Consider the following 23,107-nt stretch of genomic DNA (forward strand, 5'->3'; position numbering starts at 1 on the left):
GCGTAGCCTGCCTTGAGTGGTGTGAAGGGGATTATAGCTTACAAAGTGTTCGAAATTGGATGGCCACTAATTTCGTTCATGTATTCTCTATATGAAATTCGCACTGCAAAAGAGGCTAGGAAACGGTTAAAGATTGTTGAGGAAATCTCCTAGACTGTTCCAATTCTCAGGACATTTAGAAGGGATTATAGTGCGGACTAAGTGGCAATCCAGTCTAGTGGATGGTGACATCGCTAAGGTGGGTTTAAAGGGGAACCGCCAGAGTGGCAACACTCGGTACCTGCTTGGGAAAACCTACTGGACCTAAGCCGCAGTTTTTACCTTTTGAGTGACCATTCCATTCTTAGATTTACATAACGTAAACAGATAACGAGGTTATATGTATGAATAAAAAAGAATTACAAAAGTCGATGAAATTCAGTTTAAGTATTGCCGTTATCACGTTTGTGTTAGCGGCTATTTTTTCCGTTGTGTCGTCGTCTATACTAAGTGGTGTAATGTCGATTGTTGGATTAGTGATCGTTTTTATTATCGTTTTCATTGGTGTAGTGTTCGATATGTTAGGAATAGCGGCGACAGCTGCTGATGAGGTTCCTTTTCATGCAATGGCAGCAGAGAAGGTAACCGGTTCCAAACAGGCGATTAAAATCGTGCGAAACGCGGATCGGTTTGCGAGTTTTTGTAATGATGTTATAGGAGATATTTCGGGTATAATAAGTGGAACAGCTTCTGCTATTGTAGTGTTACAAATAGCTAATGGTTTTGGTTATGGGGAAGGAACGACATTTCATTTAGTGATAAATGTCGTCCTAACAAGTTTAGTAGCTGCGTTAACGGTTGGTGGAAAGGCGTTGGGTAAGTTTTTGGGTATTAACTCATCAACCAATATCATTTTTTTTGTTGCTAAAATAATTGCATTTTTAGAAGAAAAATTTAAAATAAGAGTATTGCCAAATAAATAATAGTAAAATCATGAATAAAAAGTAGGGAGGATTCCTTTATGGATCTAACCAAGATAAAAAATCCAGCATTTCTGAAAAAATTAACAAACGAAGAACTAACATTTCTAGCTGGAGAAATTCGTCAGTTTTTAATTGAACAATTATCTGTCACAGGTGGACACCTTGGTGCTAATTTGGGTGTAGTGGAGTTAACGCTTGCTCTGCATAAACATTTCAACAGTCCGAAAGACAAGCTGATTTTTGATGTCGGTCATCAGTCATACATTCACAAAATCTTAACAGGTCGCACAGATCAATTTGATACGTTACGACAGTATCAGGGGCTTAGTGGATTCCCTAAAATGACGGAAAGTAAGCATGATGTTTGGGAAACTGGACATAGCTCTACTTCTTTATCAGCTGCGATGGGTATGGCTATTGCACGCGATATGAAAAAAGAAGATAACTATGTTGTGCCAATCATTGGTGATGGTGCTTTAACGGGTGGTATGGCGCTTGAAGCATTGAATCATATTGGGCATGAAAAAAAGAACATTACCGTTATATTAAATGATAATGAAATGTCTATTGCAGGAAACGTAGGTGCTTTGCATAATGCGTTAGGTCGAATGAGAAGTGCTGGCAAGTATAATCGTGTCAAAGATGAACTAGAAGGACTGTTTAGAAAGATACCTGCAGTCGGTGGAAGAATTGCTCAAACAGCAGAGCGTATGAAGGATAGTATGAAGTATTTTATGGTTCCTGGTATGTTGTTTGAAGAATTTGGGTTTACTTACTTCGGACCTGTTGATGGGCATGATTTTAAAGATTTACAAGAGCATCTGGAATACGCTAAGAAAACAGAAGGACCAGTGCTTGTGCATGTTATTACACAGAAAGGAAAAGGCTATTATCCTGCTGAATCTGATAAAAAGGACAAGTGGCATGGTGTAGGTCCATATAAAATTGATTCAGGTGAAAAAATTAAACCTGCCGATGCTGCACCGGCATGGAGCCAGGTTGTTAGTGATACATTAGGGCTAGTAGCAGCAAATGATGAACGATTAGCTGTTATTACACCTGCTATGGTATTAGGATCTAAATTAGAAAAATTTAAGGATAAGTATCCTGATCGTTTATTTGATGTAGGAATAGCAGAACAGCATGCTACAACATTAGCGGCTGGACTAGCGACACAGGGAATGAAACCGTTCCTAGCCATTTATTCAACGTTTTTACAAAGGGCGTATGACCAAGTTGTACATGATGTGGCTAGACAAAATCTAAATGTCGTATTTGGTATTGATCGCGCTGGCTTAGTTGGAGCTGATGGTGAGACACATCAAGGTGTATTTGATATACCGTTTTTAAGACATTTACCAAATATGGTGATTATGATGCCGAAAGATGAAAATGAAGGTCAACATATGATTCATACAGCAGCTATGTATAGTGACGGCCCGATAGCTGTTCGTTATCCGAGAGGAAATGGTTTAGGTGTTGAGATGGATAAAGAATTAACCACTTTGCCTATCGGTAAATGGGAAGTATTAAAAGAAGGTAAAGATGCTGTTATATTAACGTTCGGTACAACGATTGAAATGTCGTTAGCAGCTAGTGATTACTTACTGAAGCAAGGTGTTAATGTAGAAGTAGTTAATGCGAGATTTATTAAACCATTAGATGATGATATGCTACATGACATCATGAAAAAGAACCTTCCGATTATAACGGTGGAAGAGTCGGTGTTAAAAGGTGGATTTGGATCGGCTATTTTAGAGTTTGCAGAAGAACATGGTTATCACCCACAAGTGAAGCGAATGGGAATTCCTGATCGTTTTATTGAGCATGGAAGTGTAAAAGAACTATTAGAAGAAATTAATTTGACAAAAGAACAAATTGTTCATGAAACGAAAAAATTATTAGCCGTAACTAATAGTGAACAAAAAAGGGCATGGTAGTAGATGAGTAAAAAAGTACGATTAGATCAATTAATTGTCGATCGAGGATTAATCGAGTCAAGAGAAAAGGCGAAAAGAACCATAATGGCTGGATTGGTCTTCTCTGATGGGCAAAGACTAGATAAGGCTGGAACAAAAGTGGATGATGACATTCCGATTGAAATAAAAGGTAAAGCTATACCTTATGTTGGTCGAGGGGGATTAAAATTAGAAAAGGCAATTTACTTTTTTAATTTAGATTTGACAGGACAAGTAATGGTCGACGTTGGTTCGTCAACAGGTGGTTTTACAGACTGTGGTTTACAAAATGGCGTAAAACAAAGTTATGCTATTGATGTAGGATATAATCAGTTAGACTGGAAATTGCGAAATGATCCGAGAGTTGTCGTGATGGAAAGGACAAACTTTCGCTATGTAACACCAGACAATTTAATAGGTGAAGTACCTAATTTTGCGTCTGTTGATGTTTCCTTCATATCGTTAAAGCTCATTTTACCGCCTTTATATGAGTTATTAGAGAAAGGTAGTAAAGCAGTAATTTTAATTAAACCTCAATTTGAAGCCGGAAGAGAGCAAGTAGGTAAGAAAGGAATTGTCAGAGATCCTGCTGTTCACTTGCAAGTGTTACAAGACATCATTACCTTCGCGAAGGAGACAGGTTTTCAGTTACTCGATCTGACTTTCTCCCCGATTACAGGTGGAGATGGTAATATTGAATATCTAGCGTTGTTAGGAAAAGATGAAAAAGAAAGAGAAGAAGTGGTTGATTATCTAACCTTAACGGAAAAAGTAGTAGATGAATCACACCAAACATTAGATCGTTAATTGAAATTAATGATTGTACCTGAGTAAATATGCGGGAGGAAAAACCGATGAATAAAGCGCAGCGGCATATTAAAATTCGAGAGATCATTGCCGAGAGTGAAATTGAAACACAGGATGATTTAGTAGCTGAATTAAGAAGCCAAGGCTATGGCATTACGCAAGCGACGATTTCAAGAGATATAAAAGAATTACATTTAGTGAAGGTCCCAACGGCGGACGGCAGGTATAAATACAGTTTACCAGCAGATCAAAAATTTAATCCGTTAAACAAGTTGAAACGTTTTATTATGGATGCTTTTATTAGTATTGATACTGCGACTCATTTTATCATAATGAAAACTTTACCGGGAAATGCGCAAGCAATGGGTGCCTTGCTTGATAATTTAGGTTGGGAAGAAATTGTCGGATGCATTTGCGGTGATGATACGATTCTGATTATATGTAAAACGACAGAAGAAGCTGAAGAGCTTAAAGAGAAATTCTTAGATATGTTATAGAGGTGAAGTGCATATGTTAGCCGAATTATCGATTAAAAATTTTGCCATCATGGATGAACTTCATATTTCCTTTCAAAAAGGATTGACTGTTTTGACTGGTGAAACGGGTGCTGGTAAATCAATTATTATTGATGCGATTGGTTTATTAGTAGGTGGACGTGGTTCGGTTGAGTATGTTCGCCATGGAGAAAAGAAAGCAGAGTTAGAAGGTTTGTTTATTATTGATGATACAGACCATCCTGTTTATCATAAAGCGAAAGAGCTGGGGATGGAAATAATGGATGACCATATGCTCGTTCTGCATCGTACTATTTCTCAATCTGGTAAGAGTATTTGTCGTATAAACGGAAAGTTAACAACCTTAGGGATTTTAAAGGAAATTGGACAAACCGTTTTAGATATACATAGTCAACATGAAACACAAGCGCTACTAAATCAAGACAAACATATTGAACTGTTGGATTATTTTCGTATGTCTAGCCAACAGGATTTCAAAACCGATTATCAAAAATTGTATGCTGAATGGAAAGAATTAAAAGCTAAGCATGAATCAAATACAAAAAATGAACAAGAATTAGCACAACGAATAGATTTGTTGGAATTTCAGTTAAATGAAATTGGACAAGCCAATTTGCAACCGAATGAAGATGAGTTGTTAACGAATGAGCGAAATGAATTACATCATTTTGAAACAATCCATAAGAATTTAAATGATGCCTATAATGCTTTACATGGAGAGCAACGAGGCTTAGATTGGCTATCTCACGCAGCTAATAACTTGGAAGAAGCTGGAGAGCATCAGCAAGATATTAAGAAAATTCATCAGCAATATGTAGATCATTATTATTTAATCGAAGAACTATCCTATCAGATTCGTCAGCATCTTGATAACATGGACTATGAACCTGGTCGATTAGGAATGATTGAAGCGCGGCTACATGAAATTGATCAATTAAAGAGAAAGTATGGTCAAACAGTCGAAGAGATTATGACATATAGCGCTAAAATTGAAGAAGAATTAGATGAAATTAAAAATCGTGATCAACACTTGGCTAATTTAGCATCAATGCTAGAAGAAGTCACCCATGATTTGTTATTAGAAGCGAAAGAAATACATAATATTAGACAAAACACTGCAAGGCAATTAGAAGAAGCTGTGTTATCAGAATTGAAAGATCTATATTTAGAAAAAACAGACTTCAAAGTCGATGTAGCCATTCTTAATAGAGAAAAAGGTATAAGCTTTGAAGGAAAAAAAGTTATGCCTAATGAAAATGGACTTGATCATGTAAGGTTCTTAATTTCCACCAATCCTGGTGAACCAGTCAAAGAACTAGAACGGATTGCCTCTGGTGGTGAAATGTCACGGATTATGTTGGCGCTAAAGAACATTTTTTCACAACATCAAGGTGTAACAAGTGTTATTTTTGATGAGGTTGATACTGGTGTAAGTGGACGTGTTGCACAGTCAATGGCTGAAAAAATTTATAATATTTCCAATGGGTCACAAGTTATTTGTATTTCTCATTTACCTCAGGTAGCTTCAATTGCTGACACACACTTGAGAATTGAAAAAGTGGTTCATGATAATCGTACACATACTACAATTCAGGAATTGTCATTTGATGAACGAATTGATGAGATTGGAAAAATGATTACTGGAGAAGAATTAACAGAAACATCTCGTACGCATGCTAAAGAATTAATTGAAATGAATTTGAAAAAATAATGGCTCGAAAAAACATTTCGATACATGGAAATGTTTTTTCGAGTTAGTTACATTTCGGAACATATAATACCAGTTCAATGTATTATTTTGACGTAATATATATGCAAATTGTACAAAGCATACATACAACTATGGCATTTGCTAAATGATCTGGCGAATGCCAATTTTTCTAATGTTTTACGGGTTTAAAAAGCTCTCTGAAAGGTCAAATTAATGGTACAGATCAAAAACAGTCTGTATTACAAGGAGGGCTTTTATTGTGAAGAAAGATTATGTAAGAAAAAGTATAGGATTAATACTCCTTGTCATTTTGTTTATGCTTCCGTGGTACACACCATTTCAAATATATCTTTCCATTCCAAACCATATAAAAACATTTTCACAGTCTGAACCATTATCACTGCCAAAACTAAATGGAGATGTAACGGTCTCTTCACAAAATGATGGCACAATTCAATACGCAACAGATTTAATGAATTATTCCATCGAAGAAAGTGGTTCTGACGAAGTAATCTATACAATGGGACAGGTTCCTTTAAAGAAGGTAGATGTAGATGTATATGATGATTTTCGTGTTATACCAGGCGGGCAATCTGTGGGAATAAACCTAGAAACGCAAGGTGTTTTAGTTGTTGGTCACCATCTAGTTACAACTGATGATGGTACGCTTTCACCAGGGGAAGAAGCGGATATTAAAGTTGGTGATAGTATTATTTCGATTAATGAACAGCCTATTACAAGTATGGAAGAAGTAGCACCGATAGTTAAACAAGCTGGAGAAAATAAGGAAACGCTACAAGTAGAAATAAAACGTGGAAATAGTACAGTTGATGCTGAGTTAATTCCGCATTATGATGTGAAGGAAGAGGATTATCGTATTGGATTATATATTCGGGACTCTGCTGCTGGGATAGGAACGATGACTTTTTATGACCCTGATTCGAAAAAATATGGTGCATTAGGCCATATCATTTCAGATATGGATACGAAAAAACCAGTTGAAATTGATAATGGCTCAATTGTTCGTTCTAAGATTACTGATATCAAAAAAGGGGAACACGGCATACCGGGGGAAAAGAAAGCGGATTTTCAATTTAGTAATAATCAGTTAGGAAACATCACCAAAAATTCACCATTCGGTATTTTTGGAAGTTTAAATGAACCTTTGCAAAATGAAAGATGGTCTCAACCAATGCAAATTGCATTACCGAACGAAGTCAAAGAAGGACCTGCACAAATTTTAACTGTTATTGATGATGAGAAGGTTGAAGCATTTGATGTGGAAATTGTAAATAGTGTCGAGCAGACAGCACCTGCAACGAAAGGCATCATATTAGAAATAACCGACCAACGTTTATTAGATGCAACTGGTGGGATTGTACAAGGAATGAGCGGAAGTCCAATTATTCAAGATGATAAGTTAATTGGTGCCGTTACACATGTATTCGTTAATGATCCTACTAGTGGATACGGTGTTCATATTGAGTGGATGTTGAATGAAGCAGGTATTAACATTTATGAACAGGAAAAAGAAAGAGCTAGTTAACAGTAATACCCGTTTCGTGTAAACAGAAACGGGTATTACTGTTTGATATTCTAAACTAAATAGACTGATCATTTTAAAACAACATATTGCCGAATGTTGAAATATTTGCTATAATTTTAGTAAAGATTTTTCGACAAATGAAATTTTTATATTTTATTTTAATTTTTTTAATTGTTTAGGAAGGATTTCCCTTTCATTTGTCGAATGTATTATTAGTAGCGGCAAATACATTGTTAGCATAAGAATTGAAGGAGGAACTTGTGTGAAAAAGACGAAAGTTATGTTGGTGGATGACAATCATGAGCTTGTGAATCTAATGGACGAATACTTAGGAGAACAAGACGACATTGAGGTGAGCGGTAAGGCTTATAATGGAAAAGAATGTCTTGATAAGGTGGAAGAGTTAAATCCGGATGTTGTTGTATTAGATATAATCATGCCTCATATAGATGGTTTAGCTGTTTTGTCAAAACTAAAACAAAATGATCAGACTAAGCATATTAATGTTATTATGCTTACAGCTTTCGGACAAGAAGATGTTACCAAAAAAGCTGTTGGTTTAGGTGCGTCTTACTTCATCTTAAAACCGTTTGATTTAGAACACCTTGCAGAACAGATTAGACAAGTCCATGGTATAGAGACGACTGTACATAATGAGCAAAATGCATCCAGTGGCAGTCAAACGAAAAAATTTGATTTAGAAGCTAGTATCACACACATTATTCATGAAATTGGCGTTCCTGCTCATATTAAAGGTTATATGTATCTGCGTGAAGCAATTACGATGGTCTATAATGATATTGAGCTACTAGGTTCTATTACAAAAGTTTTATACCCAGATATTGCTTCCCAATTCAATACAACTGCATCACGAGTTGAAAGAGCGATTCGCCATGCGATTGAAGTAGCGTGGAGCAGAGGAAATATGGACTCTATTTCTTCGTTATTTGGTTATACTGTAAGTGTATCTAAAGCAAAACCTACCAATTCTGAATTTATTGCGATGGTTGCCGACCGATTAAGATTAGAAAACCGTGCAAGTTAACGTTGTAGAAATGCTTGCTATGAAAGACTTTATAACGTTTTAACATATTTTTTCACATAATGTACAAATGCCTATAAACTTCTTTTTGTACCTACAAATAAAAAGTTTGTTTACCGAAAGACATCATTTTTATTGGTTTGAAAAAATCAGTAAAGTGTGGTGTCTTTTTTTGTTGTTATCAGATATGGAATTACAAATGGACAGTTTTATCATGACTTATGTGTGCAAAAAAAGTCAATAAAAACATCACTCATTACGTAATAAATGAGTGATGTTTTTGCTTAGATAATCGTTCAAATGGCGTTATTCCTTTTGTGTTTGCACTGTCTTAATTGTTTCTTGGTTGTCCTGATCCATGTATATCGTACGAGACGGAAAGGCCACGGATACATTTTCTTCTTCTAAAATCTCCATAATTTTAAAATTAACATCTTCTTTTACTTTTAAATGTTCATCGAAATCAATGGTGTTAGTAAAGAAGTACAACATTATATCAAGGCTACTATCGTTATAGTCAGAAAAACGGACGAAAATAGTTTCAGGATGTATATCTTCGCTGTTTTCCAAGTATTCTCTGATACGGCGAATAACTATTTCCAATTGCTCTTTTGTCGTACTATATTCTACGCCAAGGTTGAATGTAATTCTACGTTTCCCCATTTTACTCCAATTAGTGATTGGTTCATTCGATAATGTGGAGTTAGGAATCGTTATAAGTGAATCAGCAAAAGTACGCACAATCGTACTTCGGAAATTAATATCCTCAACAACTCCTTCAATGGTTGGTGTTTCAATCCAGTCCCCAATGGAAAAAGGTTTTTCCGTGATAATAACAACTCCACCGAAGAGGTTTTTAATCACTTCTTGTGCTGCAAGTGCGAAGGCAAGTCCACCGAGGCCAAGACCAGCTACAAACCCGCTCACATCATAATCAAACTCTTGGGCGATAATACTTAAACTAATAGCGATAATGATTACTCTGACAGCTTTTGATAAAAAGGGAATCAAAATTTCATCTATTTCAAAATTAAACGCATCGCTGATTTTCATAAATAAAAGCGAAGAGCTTGAAGATAAGTTATATAGCCCCCATGTAATCATTAAAATAACACTCACTCTAATTAAGTGTCCAAAAATATCATTATCCTGGTTTATATATGGGAAATATCCCATTGACACATATACCCCTATGATAATAATCAGAACTTGTAATGGTTTTTCAAATGCACTTAACATATAGTTAAAAAAGTCATTTTTCCCTTTTCTGGCTACCTTCACTAATAAATAATAAATATATTTAATAAAAATCTTTCGAAGTAAAAAACTAAATAAGATAATCCCTACACTAATGGCGATATGTATGTAGTCTTCAGAAGATATACTCTCCCAAAATTTCCACTTCCAATTCAAGTTAAACCCTCCCCAGCAAAACATATTTATACTTTATCATGAACTATTTTTATTTGTCACTTTTTTTCTAATTGTCGATGAATGTACAGATAATTGCATATTCCCTAATATTTTAACTTTCTAGTTGTTTTGTGCACCTAAGCTTATGAATGCTTACAAATTTTGCGGTTTTAGCATCATTTTTGTGTAACAATTTTGTGAAAAGTGTGATAATATTTTTATTGATATAAAAATTATTATTGGAGAGATTAGACATGAAGGTAGCGAAATTTGGAGGGAGTTCCGTAGCTAGTGCTGAGCAATTACGGAAAGTGGCATCTATCATTCAGGATGATAAGGAGAGAAAAGCAATTGTTGTTTCAGCACCTGGGAAGAGATTCTCAGATGACATTAAAGTAACGGATCTCCTTATTGAATTAGGGGAAGCGTATTTTAACAAACAAGCATATGAACAACAGTTACAAGCAGTATTAGAACGCTTTCGAGAGATTACAGCCGAATTACATATTTCAAATGACGTAATTACTGAAATAAAAGCTAGTGTAGAAAGTATTCTAGAATCAAATCAGACAGATGCAATAAAAATGGATGCATTAAAAGCAACAGGGGAAGACTCGCTTGCTAAAGTTTTAAGTGCATATCTTCAGTCTTTAGGATTGAAAGCAAGCTACTTAAATCCAAAAGAAGCAGGTATTATCGTGACAGATAACCCTGGTAATGCACAAATTCTAGAAGAAAGCTATGCGGAATTATATAAGTTGCGAGAACGAGAAGAGATCTTCGTTATTCCTGGTTTCTTTGGGTATACAAATGACGGTACATTAAATACGTTCTCTCGAGGTGGGTCTGATATAACGGGTTCGATTATTGCTGCAGGTGTACAAGCAGACTTATATGAAAACTTTACAGATGTAGACTCTGTATATTCTGTCAATCCAACAATTGTAGAAAATCCAAAAGAGATCACTTCATTGACATATAAAGAAATGCGTGAGTTATCTTATGCTGGATTCTCGGTATTTCACGATGAAGCATTGATTCCGGCGTTTAAAGCAGATATACCTGTCTGTATTAAAAACACAAATAATCCTAATGGAATAGGAACGATCATCGTATCTAAAAAGGAACCTCAACCTAACCCTGTTGTTGGTATTGCAAGTGATACAGGATTCGTCAGTATTTATGTAAGTAAATATTTAATGAATAGAGAATTAGGTTTTGGTCGTAAGTTATTAACGATTTTAGAGGATGAAGATATTTCGTTTGAGCATACACCGTCTGGTATTGATGATTTATCTGTTATTATTCGTGAATCGCATTTACCAAAAGAAAAGGAAGAACGTGTAGTAGCTCGTATTAAAGAAGTGTTAAACCCGGATACGATTCATATCGATCGAGATCTTGCCTTAATAATGGTAGTTGGAGAAGGTATGGATAGTACAATTGGTTTAGCGGATAAAGCTACAAATGCTTTTGCTAAAGCAAATGTTAACATTGAAATGATGAATCAAGGTTCATCAGAAGTGTCCATGATGTTCGGTATTAAAACCGGAGAAGTAAAAGAAGCAGTTAAATCTTTATACGAAACATTCTTCACAGAATAAAAAATAACAGGTAGCCCTATTGGGTATACCTGTTATTTTTTTCTCCTTTTGTTAGGTGACGCTTTTTATCTCTGTGTAAAATAAATCCTCCGATAAAATATAGACCTCCAGCAAGGAATCCAAATCCTACAATGAATTGTAGGATGATATGCATGAAAATGGGAGTAAGTTCACCAAAAAAAGCATCTCTCATTAATTTAATCCCGTATGTAGCTAGTATAGCAGGTAAAACTAATAAACATAAAGCAACAATTCGCAAAACGCTTCCTCCTACAATCCGAATAATACATTTATTATAACAAATAGTTACCAAAAATAAAGCGCAACCACTAGCATTTCGTTTAAGCGGTCTACAAATGAAAAGATACTTCGGAAGATAAACTTTCTTTCGTTCTGATGTTTGTGAGCGGGAATACATTAATTCATTGCTGAGAGAAAAGCCCTAAACTTAGCGAAGATAGAAGACGAAGACATACTCTTACAGGAATAGCACAAGCCGAAAATCCACTTCACCAAGTTTTTTTCTTGGTAAAGTTAGTTGAGGCTGTGCTTGTTGAAAGTGGGATATTCTATCGTAGCGGTAAGGCTTCCAATACCCATCAAAAAGTATGGGTGAGCGTCTTTCAACGGATAATTAAATGGATGCTATCGCTTGAAGACATCGTTAGTAAATTTCTTCAGATAAGAAAATTTAGTTATTGCAAAATATTGCAAGGATATTTATAATATAAGTATGAAAAAACGTGCAGGATGTGATGAAAATAGCTGCAAATATACTTGTTGAAAATATGCATTTCTTTGATAGCTTGCCGATAGGTTTAATTATCGTCAATAATAAAGGCGATGTTTCGTTTATGAATAAATTTGCTGAAGAGACAATCGATATAAATGATGAAATTACTCAGATGCCTATAAAGTCCCTGTTAGAAGACGACTGTATAAATGAGGTGAAACAGTCGTTTCAATCGATGGAAAAGACGGACAGGTTAATTAATAACGATAAAGAAGTGGTAACAAGGTACTTTCCTTATACAAATAATGATGGACAGTTGCTTGGCACAGTAATATTGCTCGAACCACTTACTACGTTCGAACAGCGAGTCAGTCAATTAACCGATATGGATACGTTGAAAGCGGTGATCCATGAGTTAACTTTCGGAAGTAATACAGAATTTCGTGTTGTTCTCAAGGATGGGGGTGAATGGTTAACTAGTCGAGTATGGTGGGAAGAAGTGAAGCGAATAAGTCCGTTTGCGGTTGAATGGGTACATAAATTAGCAACAACGGCAATTGATACACGTCGCGAAATAAGAGAATCTTATCAAGATGATACTTTCATATCTCATCATGTTGAGTTAGTTAGTAAACCTATTCAAGTTCAAGGGAAATTAGTTGGTTGTATACAATTTTTACATGTTGATAATTTGAATGAACAGGAAGAAGAGCTTAAACTTGTGCAAAGTATGATAAGAAAATTAGAAAAAACGCATGTGTTAGAGGATATTATCGGTCATTCTCCCGCGATCAACATCGTCCGTGAACAAGTTAAGCTATATGCCAAACTAGATACGCCTATATTAATAAAAGGTGAAAAAGGAACTGGTAAAAACATGGTTGCTAAAGTGGTGCATAGTTTGAGTGAGCGAAAGTCACATCCGTTTGTTACTTGTTATTTTTCAGAATTGTTAGAGGTTAGTTTGTTTGAAGAAAAGCTAGAATATGTGCGTGACAAAGGCGAAAATGGTACGATATATTTTTGTATAAATGCAGTTATTCCATTTGAGAGGCAAAAACAATTACTGATGTTTATCGAAGAAGTGTCGTCGTCAATTGTATTTAGTACATCTCTAGATTTAGTGCCTACTGATTGGTTTATGCCATTATATGAAGCGATTCAGCGCTATCCAATTATCGTACCAGCATTAAAAGATAGAAGAGAAGATATACCAGTGTTAGCAAATGTCTTTTTAATCAATTTAAACAAATTTTATCATACCAATATTGAAAAAATTGACCAAGAAGTATTAGATTATTGGCAAACACTTGATTGGCCTGGAAATATAGCACAGTTAGAGCGAGAAATGGATGACGTTGTAAAAAAAATAGATGTTTTTACGAAAGTTATTACAAAACAGCATATTACTCTAGAAGAGCAACCAAATTTATTAAGTCGAGACATGCCACTACAAGAAGCGATGGATCAGTACGAAAAAGAGTACATTTATCAATCATTGCTAAGAAATAATTTTAACAAAACAAAAACAGCTAAGCTCTTAGGAGTCTCCGTTCGTAATTTGTACTATAAAATGGATAAATATAAAATTGATCGAGGTGCGCCATGAGCCAAACAAATTACCGGATATTAGTAATTAATCCTATGGTAGAAGGAACGAAGTTATCCCTTTTTGAAAATGATCAATGTTTGTATGAACAAATGTTAGCAATAGATGATGTCCATTTAAAAAAAGAGGTAATGGAGCAACGTACTTATCGAAAAAGAGCGATTATGGACAGGATTCAAGCAATTGGAATCGATGTGGCTTCCATTGATGCAGTTTGTGGTAGAGGTGGCCTACTTCGTCCAATCGAAGGCGGAACGTATTTAGTTAATCAACGAATGGTAGAGGATCTCCAGAATAATATTAATGGCATTCACGTTTCCAACCTAGGTGCTATGTTGGCCTATGATATTGCGAAAGATTGGAATATACAAGCATATATTGTCGATCCTGTTGTAGTAGATGAAATGATGGAAATTGCTAAACGAACAGGATTACCAAACGTGAAAAGAAAAAGTATTTTTCATGCGTTAAATCAAAAATCTGTCGCTCGCTCATTAGCAAAACAACTGCATGCAAATTATGAAGACCTTACATTAGTAGTAGCACATATGGGTGGGGGTCTGACAGTTGGTATTCATCAATATGGAAAAGTGGTAGATGTGAACAACGGATTTGATGGAGATGGGCCGTTTTCTTTTGAGCGAGCAGGCTCACTGCCAAATGAAGCATTAGTGCAGTTAGGATATCATTCAGGGATGTCTATGGAAGAACTTCAATATAAATTAATCAACGAAAGTGGTATCAAAGCTTATTTAGGTATTGAACGGAATACAGATCTTCACCTACTCTTCAAGTCACAACGAGAGAGGGTCGAAGAGGTGTTTGAAATTTTAGCTTATCAAGTCGCAAAAGAGATCGGAAAGATAAGTACAGTTGCAGCTGGTAAAGTGAATGCTATTGCGTTAACAGGTGAATTAGCTAAATTTGATTACCTTACGCAGAAGATAATAGAGCAAGTAAGTTGGATAGCAGATACATATGTGTATCCTGGTGAAAACGTCATGCTAGCCCTTGCCCAAGGAACGTTACGAGTATTACAAGGTATCGAAAAGGTAAAACAGTATAAATAAAGAAAGGAATGGCTTAGATGGCATTAAATTATGATGTAGTCATATTAGGTGGTGGAACAGGAGGATATGTTACCGCTATTCGCGCAACACAGTTAGGATTAAAAACAGCAATTGTTGAGAAATTTAATCTTGGTGGAACTTGTTTACATAAAGGTTGTATTCCTACAAAAGCATTGTTAAAAAGTGCTAGTGTATATCAGCAAGTAAAACATGCGGCAGATTACGGCGTTGATGCTTCACCACCATCTTTTAGTATAGAGCAAGCAATGAAAAGAAAAGATGGAGTTGTTCAATCTTTGCATCAAGGAGTGAAGCATTTAATAAACACTAATCAAATAGATGTGTATCAAGGCTATGGTCGTATCATGGGTCCGTCTATTTTTTCACCAATGGCGGGATCTATTTCAGTAGAGTATGAAGATGAGAGAGAAAATGATCTGTTAGTACCGAAAAATGTGATCATTGCGACAGGTTCATCACCGAGTGTATTACCCAATATAGAGATCGATCATCAACAAATAGTAACATCCGATGACTTGGTGGAGATGAAGCAATTGCCAGAGTCAATGATAATTGTTGGTGGTGGAGTAATTGGTATAGAATGGGCGTCATTTTTACGTGATGTAGGTGTAGAAGTTACCATCCTAGAGGCGCAAGACCAGATTCTTACATCTTTTGATCAGGATATTGTGAAAGAGTTAAAACGTAACTTAAAGAAAAAAGGTATTACCATTCTAGAAAAAGCAGTATTAGATACAAGTTCTATTGAAAAGGGAGAGCAAGTCAAAGTAGGGTATCAGCAAAACGGTAAGATAGAAAGCCTAGTTGCTGACAAACTATTAATGGCGGTTGGTCGCAAGCCGAATACACATAAAATAGGAATTGAAAATACGGATATTGGCCTAGATGCTAAAGGATTTATTCAAGTAAACGAACATTTTCAAACAAAGGAAAGTCATATATATGCAATAGGTGATGTTATCGGAGGTATGCAACTGGCACATGTGGCCACGTATGAAGGAAAAAAAGCGGTAGAACATATTGCCGGAATCAGTAGTAGTCCATTAACAGAACAAGAAATTCCGGCATGTATATACGGGGATCCGGAAATCGCAACGATTGGTTATACGGAAGGAGAAGTAGAAGAACAAGGATTCGATTATCGCACAGAGAAAGTATCGCTTCAAGCAATTGGTAAAGCTCACGTAAATGGTCATACAAAAGGGTTTACTAAGATCATTATTGATACAAAAACAGATGATATTTTGGGTGTTCACATGATTGGTGAGCATGTTACAGAATTAATTGGACAAGCAAGTATAGCGAAGTATTTTGATGGCTCAGCATTAGAGTTATCAGAAGTAGTCTATCCACATCCATCATTAAGTGAAATTATTGGCGAGGCTGCATTAGCAGTCGAGGGGAGGAAATTACATGGCTAATCAAACATATTCATTAGCAGAAGATAAAGAAACATTACTTGAGATGTACAGAGAAATGTTACTTGCGAGAAGAGTAGACGAAAGAATGTGGTTACTTAATCGTTCTGGTAGTATTCCGTTCGTTGTATCATGTCAAGGGCAAGAAGTTATGCAAGTGGCAGCAGCCTTTGCGTTAAATAAAGAGGAAGACTATGTTTTACCATATTATCGTGATTTAGGTGTTATTATTCATTTTGGTATGACAACACGTGAACTGTTCTTACAAGCATATGCAAAAGCGGAAGATCCGAATTCAGGTGGGCGTCAAATGCCAGGTCACTTTGGTAAAAAGAAAAGTCGTATTGTCACAGGCTCTTCGCCGGTAACGACACAAGTTCCTCATGCTACAGGTTTTGCCTTAGCAGCTAAAATGGAGAAAAAACCTACTGTTGCCTTTGTTACGCTAGGAGAAGGTTCTTCCAACCAAGGAGATTTTCATGAAGGATTAAATTTTGCTGGTGTACACAAATTACCTGTTATTACAATGGTAGAAAATAATCAGTATGCGATTAGTGTTCCAGTAAACAAACAAGTGGCATGTGATAACATTGCAGACCGTGCAATCGGTTATGGTATGAAAGGTGTAAAAGTTGATGGTAATGACCCAATTGCTGTGTATGAAGCAGTAAAAGACGCACATAATCGTGCAGTAAATGGTGAAGGACCAACATTAATTGAGGCTGTTTCCTATCGCTTAACACCACATTCAAGTGATGATGATGACATGACGTATCGTACGAAAGATGAAGTGACAAGTGAGAAAGAAAAAGACGGTTTAGAACAGTTTAAGAAGTTCTTATTTGAAAAAGGCTATTTAACAGAAGAAATTAATAATGAATTAGAAGCAACCATTAAACAAGAAATCAATGAAGCGACAGACTATGCAGAAAATGCACCATATGCAGAAGTTTCAACAATCGCTGATCATGTGTACGGTGAAAAGGGGGATCAATAATGGCGGTATTAACGTATATCCAAGCAGTTAACCAAGCATTAAAAGAAGAAATGGAAAAGGATGAGAAAGTATTCGTTCTTGGTGAGGATGTCGGTAAACGTGGAGGAGTTTTCCTTGCTACCGCTGGTCTTTATGAACAATTTGGAGAAGAAAGAGTCATGGATACCCCTCTTGCTGAATCAGCAATTGCTGGAGTTGGGATTGGAGCGGCAATGTACGGTATGCGTCCAGTAGCAGAAATGCAATTTGCAGACTTTATTATGCCTGCAGTAAACCAAATTATTTCTGAAGCTGCTCGTATTCGATATCGTTCTAATAATGATTGGAATAGCCCAATCACCATTAGGGCCCCGTATGGTGGTGGAGTACATGGGGCGTTATATCATTCCCAATCTATTGAAGCGATTTTTGCTAATCAACCAGGCTTGAAAGTTGTCATGCCTTCAAGTCCATATGACGTAAAAGGATTGTTGAAAGCAGCGATTAGAGATGATGATCCGGTATTATTTTTAGAACATAAAAAAGCTTACCGTTTATTAAAAGAAGAGGTGCCAGAGGAAGATTACGTTCTTCCAATTGGTAAAGCAAATACGGTTCGCGATGGTGATGATGTAACAGTTATTACGTATGGATTATGCGTTCACTTTGCTAAGCAAGCAGCTGAAAAATTAGAGCAAGAAGGAATTAATACGGAGATTCTTGACTTGCGAACTGTTTATCCTTTAGATAAAGAAGCCATCATCAAAGCTGCCTCTAAAACAGGTAAAGTATTACTAGTAACAGAAGATAATAAAGAGGGAAGTATTATTGGTGAAGTAGCTGCCATTATAAGTGAAAATTGTATGTTTGACTTAGATGCGCCAATCCGTCGATTAGCAGGACCAGATGTACCTGCTATGCCATATGCTCCAACTTTAGAGAAAGAGTTTATGATGAACCCTGAAAAAATCGAACAAGCAATTCGCGATTTAGCAGAATTTTAAGAAGGAGTGAAATGTGTGACTGTCCAAAGAATTAATATGCCCCAGCTTGGTGAGAGTGTTACAGAAGGTACTGTTAGTAATTGGCTCGTCAAAGTGGGAGATTATGTAGAAAAATATGATGCAATAGCAGAAGTAATGACTGATAAAGTGAATGCGGAAGTACCATCCTCTTTCTCTGGTGTAATTAAAGAGTTAGTAGCAGAGGAGGGTGAAGCGATTGAAGTCGGCCAATTGATGTGTTATATCGAGGTTGAAGGAGAAGATCCAGCTGAACATGCTTCATCAACAACACCTGTGACAAACGAGAAGGAACAACAACAAGCTGGAGAACTAACGATGAAAACACGTTATTCGCCAGTAGTAATGCGATTAGCACAGGAACATCAGATAGATTTGGCTACTGTATCAGGCTCAGGTAAAGGTGGACGGATAACTAGAAAAGATATCGAAAAGGTGATCGCTGGTGAAAAATCAGTGACAAAGTCAAAACAAACCGAAGAAAAAGACGAAAAGACATCTCAACAAGATATGCAAGTGGAAGAGCAAGACTTTACACCGCCAATTATTCGTCGTCAACCTGTTCAAACACGTCAAGGTGATCGAGAAATTCCTGTAACAGGTATACGAAAAACAATTGCACAAAATATGGTTCGATCCAAAACCGAAATTCCACATGCATGGATGATGATCGAGGTAGATGTAACGAACTTAGTAGCATATCGTAATGCTGAAAAAGATAAATTTAAAGAAACAGAAGGATATAATTTATCTTATTTTGCATTCTTCCTAAATGCAGTTGCGAAGGCGTTGAAAAAATTCCCTGAGTTAAACAGTTGTTGGGCGGGGGATAAGATTATCCAACGTAAAGAAATTAACTTATCTATAGCTGTAGCACATGGACATGAATTATATGTACCAGTAATCAAAAATGTAGATGAGAAAAGTATTAAAGGGATAGCAAAAGAAGTAGCGGAGCTTTCTAACAAAGCAAGAACAGGAACACTAACGCAGGAAGATATGGAAGGCGGCACATTCACTGTCAATAACACAGGTTCTTTCGGATCTGTTCAATCTATGGGAGTGATTAACTATCCGCAGGCAGCAATTTTACAAGTTGAATCGATTGTCAAACGACCTGTAATCATTGATGATATGTTTGCGGCACGTGATATGGTTAACCTTTGTTTATCACTGGATCACCGTGTGTTAGATGGTGTAATCTGTGGAGATTTTATGTCGCATGTTAAAGCGATTCTTGAAAATATTTCAAGTGACACAACTCCTATTTACTAAAAAACAGTTTCATTTTGTAAGTAAAAACAGTATACTAAAAAAGCAAGGGAAACCTCGGGTGAACAATAAAAGGTTTCCCTTTGTTTATGTTAATGGGAATAGCCGTAATCTTGTAAAAGAATGGTGATACTAATGCAGCAAATAGCTAGAGTAGTATATGATGTAATCATGATTTTATTAGTAGTCGCAACTATATTGACTTTATGGGTAGATCATACCGTTAACTCCACCATTAATACCGTTGTTTGGTTAGTTTTTTTGATTGATTATGTCATCCGTATCATTTTAGCTAAGAACAAATGGCAATTTATTAAAAAGAATCCGTTTCTATTATTAGCGGTTATACCTTTTGATCAATTTTTTCAAATTGCTAGAATAGTTCGGATTATTTATCTGTTTCGAATAAAGACAATAACTAAATACTATATTACCCCTTACATGAAACAATTAAGTAACATGAAGAAGTTGTTATTGATTTTGTCTGTTCCAGTGCTGTTGTTGGTTGAAACAATAGCTATTTGGCAAATGGGAAATAAGCTAACAACATGGTATGATGCTTTTATCGTTGTCTTTCAACATTTATTTATATTTGCGAATAGTTTGGAGAGTGTTAGTCATTTTCCAACAATTGTGTTATTGACCGTAACATCGATATTTGGGGTTATCATTCAAGGGTTAGTTCTGCAATGGTTGTTTGGCAAATTAGAACAGCTATGGCAAAGAAAAAAACACTTATTTTTAACAGAATAATGAATAAGTAGACGATGGTTAAACACTCACATACTTTGTTATATATCATCTAGAAATGAGGAATTACGATGTTTTTAATTGAAGCATTTGTTTATCTTGGGACGATTGCCTTTGCCATATCTGGCTCTTTGGTGGGGATAAAAAAAGATTTAGATATATTTGGTGTTATATTGTTAGGTTTGACTACTGCGCTTGGTGGTGGCGTTATAAGAGATTTGATGATTGGAAATATTCCACCTACGAACCTAGCAGATCCACAATATTTTTTAGTTAGTTTAGTAGCTAGCTTGGCAACGATTAAATTTCACGATTTTATCAATAAATTATCGTATCCAATTAATTTTTCCGATGCTATCGGTTTAGGCGTGTTTACTGCTGTTGGTGCTAATGCTGCCATTAATTCAGGTTATACTCAACCGTTTATTATCGTTGCGATGGGGCTTGTAACAGGAATTGGTGGTGGAGTACTTCGGGATGTATTTGTCCGTGAGATTCCCTTTGTTTTTCGTAAAGAAATCTACGGAATTGCATCAATTGCTGGTTCCATTACACTTATATTGACATATTATTTGTTCACGCCAACGATCAGTTTATATACCTGTTTGTTTGTAACGTTAACTATTCGGATACTTGCGATTAAAAAGAAATGGAATGTTCCAATCGTACAACGAAAACCAAACGTACATAAAAAAACAGCTAATTTTTAATAATGTAGTGAACATGTTGAATCTATAGCGATATACTGGGCATAAGTCAATAACTACTGATGGCTAGGTGCTTCCAATTATACGTCAATTAATAGAATGCTATGCATGATGTTGTTTGTTTGTCATATAGCCAGAGACAATCACACCGATAGTGGTAATGACACTTAATATAATGGTGATGAATCCTTCATTTAGACGGAAAAATTGAAAAACAAATGGTTCATGTACAATCATTTTTACACCGGTATAGACTAGTACTCCGCAACCAAGATACAAAAGAATTGGATACTTGGCAATCAGCATAGCGATGAATTTTGCTCCGAATAAGATTAAAGGAATGCTTATTACAACACCAAAAGTTAGTAATGCAAGGTTACCTTCGGAAGCTCCTACAAGTGCTACCACATTATCTAAACTCATAATTAAATCAGCTGAAATGATTGTCATAACAACTTTTCTTAGGGACACATGCGAAGTAATTGCTTGTGTCTCTTCATCTTTTAGGAGTAACTTGTATCCAATCCAGATTAGGAGGAGTCCTCCAACCATATAAATCAATGGGAAATGCAACAAGTAGACAACACCTGTTGCGAAAATAATTCGTAAGATGATAGCGCCTAACACACCAATAAGTATAGCTTTATTTTGATCCACCTTCGACAATTTTTTAGTTGCCATTGCGATGATAAGAGCATTATCAGCTGATAGAACAATATCAATAGAAATAATCTGCATTAAACTTAACCAATCAATGTTCAACATATGATTCTCCTTTTATATCATTATTGGATAATTCACTATATGCTTGTCTACATGGTAGATATGCATGAGCAGGCTAATTTCGAAAGAAGTTATTTCTATATACCCAAATAAAAAATCGAATATTGTCGAAAAAGAAAGTAATTTGTAAAAGTATGTTCAAACTATGTCTTTTTATGTATAATAGAATGGAACTATAATATAAGGAGTAAGGCTTATGGAGGCAAAAAGACAAGTTAGATATATATTAGGAATTACATTGTTTGTTGTCTCGATTTTGGTTATCTTGCTAATATTCAAGTCGAATCAAATTTTGGAAAGTATGAATACTTCCAAGATAGAGTCTACTAAGACACTTGTTCTAACTTCTGATAAGTTAGATGATCAAAGTTGGGGAAGTCTTGCATATAAAGGGAAACTTCGGATTGAAGATCAATACAATGTTGCGGTAGAAGTGTTGGGTAATGTCGATATAGAGAAGGACATATCAACACTTGTCGAAAAATATGTTAATGATGGATTTGAACTTATTATTGGACATGGTCGAGAATTTTCTGAGCCTTTTATTGAAGAAAGTGATCAATTTCAAGGTGTTCAATTTGTGACAATACATGGAGACAACTTTTCTAATAATCTAGCAGTATATACATTTGATCAAAATGAAGTAGAAAAAGCAGCAGGAATAGCAGCTGCCTTAAAGACGAAAACACACAAAATTGGGTTGATTGATCCTTCTAGTAATGGGGTCCAAGAAACGGTTTTTTTAAGTGGAATTAATTTAGTTGATGAAAATATTGAACTTTTGTATGAAGTAGTACCGGAAAGAACAAGTAAATCTTATGCAAGAGAAATAGCAGCTAGCTTAATTGAACAAGGGGTGGATGTCATTTATACGAAAGGGAATGGTTATAACCCTGAAGTGATTAATTATGCAAAACAACATGATGTATATACAATAGGTTATTTAGACGATCAATCATATATGGCAAAAGATAGTGTGTTAACGAGCGTGATGAATAATGTTCCAATGGCATACGATGCAATCGTACGAGATTATTTGAGTGAAGCTGGAATCCAACCAGGAAAGAAAATATTAGATGAACATGATGGTGTATATGGGCTAGCGCCATTAGGTCCAATGTTTTCTCAGGAAGAAATTCATACACTTAAACAATTAACGGAAGTCGAGATAGCTTATTAAACGTTAGT

At 35.8% G+C, this 23,107-nt stretch carries 20 protein-coding genes; 17 read left to right on the forward strand and 3 right to left on the reverse strand.

The features are described 5' to 3' along the window. Window positions 1-383 precede the first annotated feature (383 nt). The 7 genes from SH601_RS08530 to spo0A all read left to right on the forward strand — a co-directional run bounded on the left by SH601_RS08530 (window position 384) and on the right by spo0A (window position 8,544). A complete protein-coding gene (locus tag SH601_RS08530; protein WP_319957866.1) occupies window positions 384-962 on the forward strand; it encodes a hypothetical protein in 579 nt (192 codons plus the stop codon). Window positions 963-1,000: 38 nt separating this feature from the next. Further along, on the forward strand, window positions 1,001-2,902 hold the full coding sequence (gene dxs / locus SH601_RS08535) for a 1-deoxy-D-xylulose-5-phosphate synthase (RefSeq protein ID WP_319957867.1): 1,902 nt from the start codon (window positions 1,001-1,003) through the stop codon (window positions 2,900-2,902). Between the two features lie 3 nt (window positions 2,903-2,905). Further along, window positions 2,906-3,727 (forward strand): TlyA family RNA methyltransferase, encoded by an 822-nt coding sequence (locus SH601_RS08540; protein WP_319957868.1) that lies wholly within the window; start codon window positions 2,906-2,908, stop codon window positions 3,725-3,727. Window positions 3,728-3,774: 47 nt separating this feature from the next. Further along, window positions 3,775-4,224, forward strand: coding sequence for a transcriptional regulator AhrC/ArgR (gene ahrC / locus SH601_RS08545; RefSeq protein WP_319957869.1), 450 nt, complete (start codon window positions 3,775-3,777; stop codon window positions 4,222-4,224). Window positions 4,225-4,237: 13 nt separating this feature from the next. Next, on the forward strand, window positions 4,238-5,953 hold the full coding sequence (gene recN / locus SH601_RS08550; protein ID WP_319957870.1) for a DNA repair protein RecN: 1,716 nt from the start codon (window positions 4,238-4,240) through the stop codon (window positions 5,951-5,953). 259 nt (window positions 5,954-6,212) lie between these two features. Then, on the forward strand, window positions 6,213-7,499 hold the full coding sequence (spoIVB, locus tag SH601_RS08555) for a SpoIVB peptidase (protein ID WP_319957871.1): 1,287 nt from the start codon (window positions 6,213-6,215) through the stop codon (window positions 7,497-7,499). Window positions 7,500-7,761: 262 nt separating this feature from the next. Beyond that, entirely contained in the window at window positions 7,762-8,544 is a 783-nt protein-coding gene (gene spo0A, locus SH601_RS08560; RefSeq protein WP_319957872.1) for a sporulation transcription factor Spo0A, read from the forward strand. Window positions 8,545-8,847: 303 nt separating this feature from the next. Here spo0A and SH601_RS08565 read toward each other — a convergent pair whose 3' ends face one another. Beyond that, window positions 8,848-9,954, reverse strand: a complete 1,107-nt coding sequence (locus tag SH601_RS08565) for a mechanosensitive ion channel family protein (RefSeq protein WP_319957873.1) — start codon at window positions 9,952-9,954, stop codon at window positions 8,848-8,850. 254 nt (window positions 9,955-10,208) lie between these two features. On the opposite strand from SH601_RS08565, the gene SH601_RS08570 reads away from it, so the two are divergent. Next, on the forward strand, window positions 10,209-11,558 hold the full coding sequence (locus tag SH601_RS08570) for an aspartate kinase (protein ID WP_319957874.1): 1,350 nt from the start codon (window positions 10,209-10,211) through the stop codon (window positions 11,556-11,558). Between the two features lie 16 nt (window positions 11,559-11,574). On the opposite strand, the gene SH601_RS08575 is transcribed toward SH601_RS08570, so the two are convergent. After that, the gene (locus SH601_RS08575; RefSeq protein WP_319957875.1) at window positions 11,575-11,817 is read right to left on the reverse strand and encodes a DUF2627 domain-containing protein; all 243 of its coding nucleotides are present in this window, start codon (window positions 11,815-11,817) and stop codon (window positions 11,575-11,577) included. A 496-nt stretch (window positions 11,818-12,313) separates the two neighbouring features. Between SH601_RS08575 and SH601_RS08580 the strand changes: the two genes are divergently transcribed. The 8 genes from SH601_RS08580 to SH601_RS08615 all read left to right on the forward strand — a co-directional run bounded on the left by SH601_RS08580 (window position 12,314) and on the right by SH601_RS08615 (window position 21,139). After that, entirely contained in the window at window positions 12,314-13,900 is a 1,587-nt protein-coding gene (locus SH601_RS08580; protein ID WP_319957876.1) for a sigma 54-interacting transcriptional regulator, read from the forward strand. Continuing rightward, window positions 13,897-14,970, forward strand: coding sequence for a butyrate kinase (gene buk, locus SH601_RS08585; protein WP_319957877.1), 1,074 nt, complete (start codon window positions 13,897-13,899; stop codon window positions 14,968-14,970). Before SH601_RS08580 ends, buk begins: the two co-directional genes overlap by 4 nt. Window positions 14,971-14,987: 17 nt before the next feature. Continuing rightward, a complete protein-coding gene (gene lpdA / locus SH601_RS08590; RefSeq protein ID WP_319957878.1) occupies window positions 14,988-16,412 on the forward strand; it encodes a dihydrolipoyl dehydrogenase in 1,425 nt (474 codons plus the stop codon). Then, window positions 16,405-17,406: a thiamine pyrophosphate-dependent dehydrogenase E1 component subunit alpha gene (locus tag SH601_RS08595; RefSeq protein ID WP_319957879.1), complete on the forward strand. Its 1,002-nt coding sequence runs from the start codon at window positions 16,405-16,407 to the stop codon at window positions 17,404-17,406. Before lpdA ends, SH601_RS08595 begins: the two co-directional genes overlap by 8 nt. Further along, a complete protein-coding gene (locus SH601_RS08600; RefSeq protein ID WP_319957880.1) occupies window positions 17,406-18,389 on the forward strand; it encodes an alpha-ketoacid dehydrogenase subunit beta in 984 nt (327 codons plus the stop codon). Before SH601_RS08595 ends, SH601_RS08600 begins: the two co-directional genes overlap by 1 nt. 15 nt (window positions 18,390-18,404) lie before the next feature. Further along, the gene (locus tag SH601_RS08605) at window positions 18,405-19,682 is read left to right on the forward strand and encodes a dihydrolipoamide acetyltransferase family protein (protein WP_319957882.1); all 1,278 of its coding nucleotides are present in this window, start codon (window positions 18,405-18,407) and stop codon (window positions 19,680-19,682) included. A 132-nt stretch (window positions 19,683-19,814) separates the two neighbouring features. Further along, window positions 19,815-20,432, forward strand: coding sequence for a transporter (locus SH601_RS08610; protein WP_319957883.1), 618 nt, complete (start codon window positions 19,815-19,817; stop codon window positions 20,430-20,432). Between the two features lie 68 nt (window positions 20,433-20,500). Further along, complete coding sequence (locus tag SH601_RS08615) at window positions 20,501-21,139, forward strand: trimeric intracellular cation channel family protein (RefSeq protein WP_319957884.1); 639 nt, start codon at window positions 20,501-20,503, stop codon at window positions 21,137-21,139. A 99-nt stretch (window positions 21,140-21,238) separates the two neighbouring features. On the opposite strand, the gene SH601_RS08620 is transcribed toward SH601_RS08615, so the two are convergent. Continuing rightward, the gene (locus SH601_RS08620; protein ID WP_319957885.1) at window positions 21,239-21,901 is read right to left on the reverse strand and encodes a TerC family protein; all 663 of its coding nucleotides are present in this window, start codon (window positions 21,899-21,901) and stop codon (window positions 21,239-21,241) included. Between the two features lie 214 nt (window positions 21,902-22,115). Between SH601_RS08620 and SH601_RS08625 the strand changes: the two genes are divergently transcribed. After that, on the forward strand, window positions 22,116-23,099 hold the full coding sequence (locus tag SH601_RS08625) for a BMP family ABC transporter substrate-binding protein (protein WP_319957886.1): 984 nt from the start codon (window positions 22,116-22,118) through the stop codon (window positions 23,097-23,099). Window positions 23,100-23,107: the final 8 nt, after the last annotated feature.

The organism is Gracilibacillus pellucidus (assembly GCF_033949965.1).
Taxonomy (GTDB): domain Bacteria; phylum Bacillota; class Bacilli; order Bacillales; family Amphibacillaceae; genus Gracilibacillus; species Gracilibacillus pellucidus.